This window comes from Microbacterium sp. HMWF026, from assembly GCF_003061325.1.
Lineage (GTDB): Bacteria > Actinomycetota > Actinomycetes > Actinomycetales > Microbacteriaceae > Microbacterium > Microbacterium testaceum_E.
In genome coordinates this window covers 22782-31349 of sequence record NZ_QAJB01000066.1, presented here as the reverse complement: position 1 = coordinate 31349, position 8568 = coordinate 22782, and the positions used below count along the sequence as shown (strand labels likewise).

At 70.8% G+C, this 8568-nt stretch carries 9 protein-coding genes; 2 read left to right on the top strand and 7 right to left on the bottom strand.

Annotation, left to right across the window (positions count from 1 at the left end; all coding sequences use genetic code 11):
* Both DBR36_RS03165 and DBR36_RS03160 read right to left on the bottom strand, forming a co-directional pair.
* On the bottom strand, positions 1-1948 hold a 1948-nt coding region (locus DBR36_RS03165), incomplete at its 3' end, for a cytochrome c oxidase assembly protein (RefSeq protein WP_108317529.1).
* 77 nt (positions 1949-2025) lie between these two features.
* Positions 2026-2313, bottom strand: coding sequence for an HU family DNA-binding protein (locus DBR36_RS03160; protein WP_013584778.1), 288 nt, complete (start codon positions 2311-2313; stop codon positions 2026-2028).
* Between the two features lie 359 nt (positions 2314-2672).
* Between DBR36_RS03160 and DBR36_RS03155 the strand changes: the two genes are divergently transcribed.
* Both DBR36_RS03155 and DBR36_RS03150 read left to right on the top strand, forming a co-directional pair.
* Positions 2673-4133 (top strand): LuxR C-terminal-related transcriptional regulator, encoded by a 1461-nt coding sequence (locus DBR36_RS03155; protein ID WP_108317528.1) that lies wholly within the window; start codon positions 2673-2675, stop codon positions 4131-4133.
* Positions 4130-5650, top strand: a complete 1521-nt coding sequence (locus DBR36_RS03150; RefSeq protein ID WP_108317527.1) for a helix-turn-helix transcriptional regulator — start codon at positions 4130-4132, stop codon at positions 5648-5650. Before DBR36_RS03155 ends, DBR36_RS03150 begins: the two co-directional genes overlap by 4 nt.
* A 61-nt stretch (positions 5651-5711) precedes the next feature.
* Here the strand turns inward: DBR36_RS03150 and rpsN are convergent, their stop codons facing one another.
* From rpsN to DBR36_RS03125, 5 genes are all read right to left on the bottom strand, one after another.
* Positions 5712-6017, bottom strand: a complete 306-nt coding sequence (gene rpsN, locus DBR36_RS03145; protein ID WP_022878196.1) for a 30S ribosomal protein S14 — start codon at positions 6015-6017, stop codon at positions 5712-5714.
* Positions 6018-6021: 4 nt separating this feature from the next.
* Positions 6022-6192: a 50S ribosomal protein L33 gene (gene rpmG, locus DBR36_RS03140; RefSeq protein ID WP_013584775.1), complete on the bottom strand. Its 171-nt coding sequence runs from the start codon at positions 6190-6192 to the stop codon at positions 6022-6024.
* On the bottom strand, positions 6192-6428 hold the full coding sequence (gene rpmB / locus DBR36_RS03135) for a 50S ribosomal protein L28 (protein ID WP_055832508.1): 237 nt from the start codon (positions 6426-6428) through the stop codon (positions 6192-6194). Before rpmB ends, rpmG begins: the two co-directional genes overlap by 1 nt.
* Before the next feature lie 138 nt (positions 6429-6566).
* Entirely contained in the window at positions 6567-7265 is a 699-nt protein-coding gene (locus DBR36_RS03130) for a DNA-3-methyladenine glycosylase (RefSeq protein WP_108317526.1), read from the bottom strand.
* Positions 7265-8568: hypothetical protein (locus tag DBR36_RS03125; RefSeq protein ID WP_258222528.1), on the bottom strand; the 1304-nt coding region annotated here is incomplete at its 5' end. The genes DBR36_RS03125 and DBR36_RS03130, both read right to left, overlap by 1 nt.

The following is an 8568-nucleotide window of genomic DNA, read 5'->3' as shown; positions in this document are numbered from 1 at the left end:
CCGCCAGCCGGGCGAGCTCTTCGTTGTAGGCGTCGAGCTCGACGTCGCCGACGCGGTCGACGTGCCGGTCGCGGCGCTTCTGCTGGCGCTCGTCGCTGCGGCTCCACTGGATCGCGACCGCGATCGCGAGGATGAGAGTCGGGATCTCGCCGACCGACCACGCGACACCACCGCCGACGTACTGATCCTGAAGGGGAGTCGCGCCCCACGTGCGCCCCATCGCCCCGAACCACTCGGCCACCATCAGGCCGGAGTTCATCATGATCGCGATGCCGAAGAACGCGTGCATGGCCATGATGGCGATGAGCACGAGCAGACGCAGCGGATACGGCAGGCGGTAGGGCACGGGGTCGATGCCGATGAGGCTGAGCACGAACAGGTACCCCGTGACGAGGAAGTGCGCGACCATCCAGATGTGACCGACGTGGTCGTACAGCGACCAGCGGAAGAGGTCGGTGTAGTAGAACGCCCACAGCGAGCCGATGAACAGACCGGCCGCGACGTAGGGGTTCGTCAGCACCTTGGCGACCGGGTTGTGCACGGCCCAGAGGATCCACTCGCGACCGCCGCGCGTGCCGTCGTCGCGCTTGCGGATGGCGCGGGCCGCGAGCGACACGGGAGCCCCCGCGACGAGCATGAGAGGGATCGCCATCGACAGCAGCATGTGGCCGATCATGTGCATGCTGAAGAGGTAGTCCTGGTACACGTTGATCGGGCCGGACGTGACCCAGAACACCCCGAACATGCCCAGGGTCCACAGGACGGTGCGGTAGATCGGCCACGAGTCGCCGCGGCGCAGCAGGCGCCAGACCCCGGCGAGGTAGAAGAACAGGCCGAAGGCCACCACGAGAGTCCACAGCAGATCGACGTCCCAGGCGGTGAACCAGCGCTCGGGGGTGAGATCGGGCGGTAGGGGCGCACCCGTCAGCACCTCGGCGGGCGTGCGGCCGACCAGCGGCGCCTCGACCGGCGGGGGCGTGCGGGCGAGAGCCGCGGCGACACCGCTGGCGATGCCCATGAAGACCAGCTCGAGCGAGATGACGCCCCAGAAGCGACGGGACCCCGCCTCGTCGCCCATCCGCGAGATCAGGCGCCGGCGGTACCAGGCTCCGAGCACGCCCATCGCGAGCAGGGCGGCGACCTTCACCAGGACGAGGATGCCGTAGGCCGACCAGATGTTCTGCAGGCCGAGCAGACCGATCGAGGCGCGCACCGTTCCCGAGATCGCGACCACGATGAACGCGACGAGCGCGATCGACGAGTAGCGCAGCAGGACCTTCTGCAGCTCCGGACGCGTCATCGCCGGGCGCACGACGACCAGCAGCACGAGACCGCCGAGCCACACCGCTGCGGCGATGATGTGCAGCACCAGCGCCGTGACGGCGGCATTGTGGCTCGCCTCGTCACCCGCGTGCCCCTGCGTACCCATGGGGATCAGCGCGGCGAGCGCGAGGATCGCGACGATGAGGGTCGGCACCCACGAGCGGACCGCGAAAGTCAGCACGGTCAGCACCGCCCCCGCGATCGTGGTGATCAGCCACGCGGGCCCGACCTCGCTCTCGACCAGGAAGCGCCCGAGCTGCTGGCCGAAGACCGCGTCGAGCGTGGGAGAGGCGGGGATGACGTTGAGGAACGTGAGGAACCCGGTCACGGCCGCCGAGACGGTGAAGATCGCGGCACCGATGGATGCCGTGTCCAGGGCGATCTCGAAGGGGCGCTCCCCCGCGCGCAGGGCGAACAACGCGAGCACGAGAGAGCCCACCATGGTGGCGGCCGACAGGTTGACCACCACGGTGGCGATCGGCAGACCCCACCGCACGAACGGGCCGGGGTCGGCGAGCTGCGCTTCGGCCGCCCCGCCGCCGTACGCGAGTCCCGCGACGACGGCGATCAGCGAGACCACGATCAGGATGACGGGTCCCGCGACGCGGAGGAGTCGGGGATTCACCACCCCAGCCTACGTCGCGCCCGCATGGCAGAGGGGGGATGCCGATGGCATCCCCCCTCTGAAGACTCGCGGTCGAATTACTTGACGGCGGCCTTGAGCTTCGAGCCCGCGGTGACCTTGACGCGCTTGCCGGCGGGGATGGAGATCTCCTCACCCGTCTGCGGGTTGCGGCCCGTGCGAGCCGACGTCGCGACCTGCTCGAAGGCGATCCAGCCGGGGATCGAAACCTTGCTGCCCTTGGCGACCGCCTCGGAGACGGTGGAGAAGAGGGAGTCGAGCACGCCCGACACGGCGGACTGGCTCTGCCCGGTCGCGCTGGCGATGCTCGCGACGAGCTCGGTCTTGGTGATGGACTTGTCGGCCATGTGGTTGTCCTCCAGGCGGCGGCGAGCGCCGTCTCTCGTTACTCGGACGAGGAGGAAAACTCCTCGGTGGTCGGGAGACCGCCTCGACAGTATCAATCGAACCGCGGAATCACGCGGATTCTGACCGATTTGGTCCGTTTCGCCACGGCGTGTCGCCCCGGGAGAACGCCGTCGCGGGCGGCAGCCAGTCGTCGAGCGACGGAGCGGCACTCCCCCCGCGCATTTCCCGGGCCCGTCGCGTGCGGCCGCGGCGGCACCCGTTCCGGTCGAAGAGGAGTCGAGCGTGCGCACTAGAATGACCGCCACCACGAATCCTCACTCGACGGACGAGGAGCTCCCGGCCCGAACGGAGACCCGTCATGACATCGGCTCTGGACGCATTCGACGTGGGGGGCGACCTCCGTGCGGCCGCCGCGCGCACGGCTGCCCGACTGTCGCCCGGCGACGGCCTGCCGCATCCTCGAGATCTCGCCCTGCTGGCTGAGTGCGAACCGCTGAGTCCGCCGCCCGTGTGGAACGACGCCGCCGCCGACGCGCTCTCGGCGCAACTGACCGCGCGCGCCCGCCAAGACGCTCTCACCCTCGGCTCGGCACTCATCGACCGATTCTTCGACGACGTGCGGCTCACCCGCCCGGCGTCACTGTCGGCGGGCGCCCGCTCCCTGCTGTACTCGAGCGTCGCAGAGTACGCCTGCAGCCTGGCGCTGGCCGATGTCGCGGCGAGGTTCGCGGACGAGGCGATGCTCTTCGCCGACACGCCGGGGTTGACGTATCGTGCCGTCGCGACCGCCGCTTTCGCGGCCGGGCTGGACGGGGACGTCGAGCAGACCCAGCGCCTGCTGAGCCGAGCGGACGGGATCTTCCGCGCGCAAGGGTGGCCCGCGACCGAACGTCTGCTCGTCACCTTCTTCGCACACATCACCGTCGCTTCGGCACGCGCGGACGCGCCGACGCTGGACCGGATCGCGGCCGACCTGCGCGCCACGCAGCCCGACGACGCGTTCTGGGATTTCACCGCGGGGATGGCGGAGGTCATCGCCCGCCTCTTCCGCGGCGACGTGACCGGCGCTCTCGCCGGGAGCGCCCACCTTCTGCACAGCAGCGGCATCCACAGCAGCTGGCTCGGGTGCCGACTGCACGTCGTCTGCATGCACGCCGACCTGCTGGTCGCGAGCGGACAGCTCGAAGAGGCGCTGGCTCTCCTGGCCCCCTGGCAGAGCCCCGAGGGTCACGGGGTCTGCTTCCCGACCCATCGCGCCACTGTTCTTCTGCATCTGCGCCGTGACCGCGAGCTCATCGCCGAAACCGACCTCTGCGCCGCCGACGAAGCCGGACACAACCCCCGCACCTTCGGTCCCCTGCTGGCCCGTCGTGCTCTGGCCTTCGAACGCCTCGGGGCGCACCGTCGCGCCCAGCGATGCATGGAGGCGGTCGTCCTGCTCACCGCGCGCATCGGGGTCTCGGCGGTGCCGTTCCTATCCCTGCCCCCGGACGAGGTGCGGTCCCTGCTCGACGCTGTCGCGGCAGAGCGTCCCTCGTCGCGCCCCGTCGTCGATCAGATCCTCGCTCTGCTCGACCTCACCGTGGCGAGCGTCATCGACACGTTCGACAACAGCGCGACGGCTGACCTCACGCCGACCGAACGTGCGCTCGCGAGTGCCCTGCAGACCCCGTCGAGCCTCGCCGACATCGCGCGTGAGAGGGGCGTCTCTCTCAACACCGTCCGAAGCCAGGTGCGGTCGATCTACGTCAAGCTCGGCGTCAACGGGCGTGCCGAGGCCGTCCGCCGACTCACCGCCGCCCCCTCGCCAGAACGATGACCCCCTGGCCGCGACCGCGACGGGACGACGACGATCCGGCTCCGATCGTCGAGCTGAAGCGCGGCGCCTCCGCGGGACCGCGGTCGCCCGGAACGCAACACTTCGACCCGCCTCTTCGCGCCGCGGCCCTCGCCACGTCCGCGCGCCTCACCCCCGGCAGGGGCGTTCCCCTGGCTCGCCACCTGAGCGTGCTCGCGGAGTGCCGACCGCCGACCGCCCCGCGCGTCTGGACGGACGTCGAGGCGTTGATCGCCGCGTCGTGCTACGCGGCGCGGGCTCGGCGCGACGCCCTGTCGGGGGGTGCGGACATCGTTCGCGACAACTTCGACGGCGTCCGCCTCCTCCGTCCGGCCCAGCTGTCGCCCGCCGCCCGATCGCAGTTGTATGCGGCCGTGGGCGAGTACTGCTCGGCCGCCGGTCGACCCCAGATGGGCGCACGGTTCGGCGCGGAGGCTCTGCTCTTCGCCGATACGCCCAGCCTGCGCTATCGCGCCCTCTCCGTGATGGCTCTGGCGCGCGCTCTCAACGGCGAGGTCCATCTGGCGGAGACCACCGTCGACGAGGCGTCGACACTGTTCCGCGAGAACGGATGGGACGAGGCGGAAGCCGCGTACGCCGAGATGCTCGCGCGCGGAACGATCGCCGTCGTCCGCATGGACGTCGCGGGACTGAGAAGCGTCGCCGCGCGACTGCGCTCCACTCATGGCGACGACGCCTACGCGGTTTTCTCGGCCGACGCGTTCGAGGTCGGCGCGTCGATGTTCACGCAGGACTTCGGCACGGCCCTCGCCGCGGCCCGCAACCTGCTGCTCAGCGGACGCAGGAGGAGCAGTCACCGCATGCTGCGGTACCTCGTCGTCTCGGTGATGTCCGATCTGATGATCGCCCACGGTGACCATCTCGGAGCGCTCGATCTGCTGCGCCCCTACGAGAGTCCCGAGGGGCACGGCGCCTGCTTCGCGATGCAGCGCTCCGCAGCCCTGCTGGCCCTCGGCCGCGAGCAGGAGCTGCTCGCCGGCACCGACGAGTGCGTGTCCGCCGACCTCGACCACTGCCTGCGCACGCTCGTCCCGGTGCTGGCGCGGCGCGCGATCGCCCTGCTCCGAACGGGCAACGAGAGAGGGGCGCGCGAGAGCATGCGAACGGCCCTGCTCCTGGTGGCCCGTAACGGGATGTCGGCGGCGCCCTTCTCGATGCTGCCGCGAACCGAGACGGCCGCGCTCGTCGGCGACGCCCTGCGCTCGCATCCCGAGTTGGCCGACACCCTCGCGCCCGTGCTGCGGAAACTGGAGCTCGTCACCGCGGGGGTTGAACGGGTCGCATCCCCCGTCGCGCTGACCCCGAGAGAGCGCGAGCTGGCGGTTCTTCTCCGCTCGCGACGGACGACCACCGAGATCGCCCTCGCGCGTGGAGTCTCGGTCAACACGATCAAGAGCCAGCTGCGTTCGGTCTATCGCAAGCTCGAGGTGACCACACGCGTAGAAGCGGCGCGACGGCTCGACGAGATCGACGGCTGATGAAAGACGAAGGGCGAGGGCTCCTCTCGGAACCCCCGCCCTTCGAACGGGTGTCTGGTGCTTACCAGGACGACTTGGTCACACCGGGCAGCTCGCCACGGTGGGCCATGTCACGGAAGCGGACGCGCGAGACGCCGAACTTCGTGAGGACACCACGGGGGCGGCCGTCGATGACGTCGCGGCTGCGCACGCGCGCGGGCGACGCGTTGCGGGGCAGCTTCTGCAGGCCCACGCGGGCGGCCTCGCGGGCCTCGTCGGTCGCGTTGGGGTCGACCAGGGTCTTCTTCAGCTCGGCGCGCTTCGCGGCGTAGCGCTCGACGACGACCTTGCGCTGCTCGTTGCGCGCGATCTTGCTCTTCTTAGCCATGTGCTTAGCGCTCCTCTCGGAAGTCGACGTGCTTGCGGACCACGGGGTCGTACTTCTTGAGCACGATGCGGTCGGGGTTGTTGCGGCGGTTCTTGCGCGTCACGTAGGTGTACCCCGTGCCGGCGGTCGAACGCAGCTTGATGATCGGACGGACGTCCTGAGCCTTCTTCGCCATTACAGCTTCACGCCCTTCGCCTGCAGGTCACGCACGACGGACTCGATGCCGCGCGCGTCGATGACCTTGATGCCCTTCGCCGAAACGTTGAGCTTGATGTTGCGACCCAGCGACGGAACGAAGTAGGTCTTCTTCTGCACGTTCGGGTCGAAGCGGCGCTTCGTCCGGCGGTGCGAGTGCGAGATGTTGTGACCGAAGCCGGGAACCGCTCCAGTCACCTGGCACACTGCTGCCATGGTGATGTCTCCTTCTGTACCGTGACACCGGACGGTGCCACCCAAGATCCCTTGTCTGCACCCCGTCCGAGCGCGGCGGAAGGCCGAGATCGGGGTGTGGGATGCGAACTGCGTGCTGGAGTGCGCGCAGACAAGGGGTCAGTCTAGCACGGACGGCGTGTCGGCTTGACGGGCGGCCGCCTCGGCGGCTCCGCGCCCCCACCGGAACGGCGAGACCGTGGCATCCCCCTCGATCCAGAACCGCCAGGGGAACGCCGCGGTGCCGGCGACGCCGGCGACACCCACGCGCGGGCCCGTCGCCACGCCTGCGACCGGCGTATCCGGGAGCAGGAGTCGTGCCCGCGCCCCCTCCTGTTCCGCGGTCGTGACGGCGTCGATGCCGTCGTGGACGGGATGCCGCAGCCCCACCGCGTCGCCGAGCCGCCCGGGACCGCGGGCCAGGTCGCGCGCCGCCCGCACGGCCCCGCGTCGCTCGAGACGGCGCCGCTCCGCGACGTCCGCGCCCTCGACGACCTCGGCTCCGCGCAGCAGCACACCCCCCGCGACACCCTCCGGTCCGCAGACCACGTTGACGCACGAGTGGATGCCGTGACTCAGGTAGACGTACAGGTGACCGGGTTCGCCCCACATCGTCGCGTTGCGCGCGGTCGGCCCCATGCGGGCGTGCGACCCCGGGTCGGGTCGGTCGCCGGTCCCCCGCCCGTGGTAGGCCTCGACCTCGGTGAGACGGACGACGACGCGCTCCCCCGCGACGACCGTCTCGAGCAACCCGCCCAACAGCAGCGGGGCGGCCTCGACGGGCAGGACCGAGAGTTCCGCGCGGGTCGCCGGTCGCATCACTGCGGCGGGACCTGGCACCACGACAGGTCGAAGCCCTGCAGCGCCGTGACCTCTCGGCCGGTGTCGATCTCGACCAGGTGCGTGAGCAGCCGCTCCGGCAGCGGCAGCTGATACCGGTCGAAGGGATTGTCGACGGCGCGCGGGGCGACCAGCACCGCGGCGTAGCGTCCGCTCGGCGAGACGCAGGTCTGCAGGGCGGTGTCCGAGCCCGGCACCTCGAGCAGGGGCCGCACCGCGCCGGCCGTGTCGACGTGGGCGATGGTCGTCGACCGCGAGACGCCGTCGGCGCTGATGTCGGCGAACGAGCGGATGGTCCCCGCGCCGGCCCCCGGCACGGGGGTCGCTCGACCGGCCAGTCCCGGCGGATCGACGGGGCGCACCAGCTCCTGCTCCGACCCGTCGGTCAGGTCGATCTCGCGAATGCCTTCGAGACGTTCGACCACGGCGACCGAGGACCCGCGGGCGATGCCGTCGATCGAGACCGCGCTGCCCAGCGGCGCCGCGTTGCCGCCCTGCGCGTCGGTGAGCAGCAGGCGCGAGTCGAACGTCAGCACGAGCATGCTGTCGGTGTCGGGGACGAAGCGGTAGTCGGCGATGCGCACGTCGCCACCGTTCAGGCCCACCTCGGTCGGGGGCGCATCGTCGGCCGCGGATGCCGTGAACAGGCGACTCTCGCGTCCGCCCGCGGCGCCCAGGTCGGCATCCGAGAAGGTGAAGCCGATGCGCTCTCCGCGATCCGCCGACTGCAGGTTGGTGACGTAGCCCGGTCCCGGCAGAGTGATGTCGCGCTGGTTGCCGCCGTCGGGATCGGTGACGATCACGCGCGCGGTGTCGCCGTCGCGCACCGAGATGACGAGGTGGTTCGCCGTCGCCCGGAAGTCCTCGATGTGCGGGTGGACGAACACCGGCAGTCCCGCCTCGCCCTGCAGGTCGGTGCGGAAGATCGTGTCGCCCTCGGGGGTGCCGCGCTGCATCAGGTAGGCCTGCAGGGGTGGCGTGCGGAACGTCTCGGTGAGCGTCGACGACGGCCCCGCGCCCAGACCGTTCACCCCGTTGACGGTGATGCGGTAGTCGGTGTCGTCGCGCAGGGGCAGGGTGAAGCGCACGCCGACGCTGCGGCCCGCCGTGTCGACGGTGAACGGCGTCGCGGGCTCGACCTCGACCTGCGAGGGGTCCACGCTCTGCAGCGACTGCGTCGTGGTGAGGATCACGCGGGACCCGGATGCCGCCACGGCGGCCGCGGGGTCGACCTGCACGTCCGTGACGCGCGGTCCCTGCGCGACGGCGACGACGCCGCCGA

Coding starts and splice junctions, on each gene's coding strand:
- DBR36_RS03160 (WP_013584778.1), bottom strand. CDS start 2,313: ATGGCCGACAAGTCCATCACCAAGACCGAGCTCGTCGCGAGCATCGCC.
- DBR36_RS03155 (WP_108317528.1), top strand. CDS start 2,673: ATGACATCGGCTCTGGACGCATTCGACGTGGGGGGCGACCTCCGTGCG.
- DBR36_RS03150 (WP_108317527.1), top strand. CDS start 4,130: ATGACCCCCTGGCCGCGACCGCGACGGGACGACGACGATCCGGCTCCG.
- rpsN (WP_022878196.1), bottom strand. CDS start 6,017: ATGGCTAAGAAGAGCAAGATCGCGCGCAACGAGCAGCGCAAGGTCGTC.
- rpmG (WP_013584775.1), bottom strand. CDS start 6,192: ATGGCGAAGAAGGCTCAGGACGTCCGTCCGATCATCAAGCTGCGTTCG.
- rpmB (WP_055832508.1), bottom strand. CDS start 6,428: ATGGCAGCAGTGTGCCAGGTGACTGGAGCGGTTCCCGGCTTCGGTCAC.
- DBR36_RS03130 (WP_108317526.1), bottom strand. CDS start 7,265: ATGCGACCGGCGACCCGCGCGGAACTCTCGGTCCTGCCCGTCGAGGCC.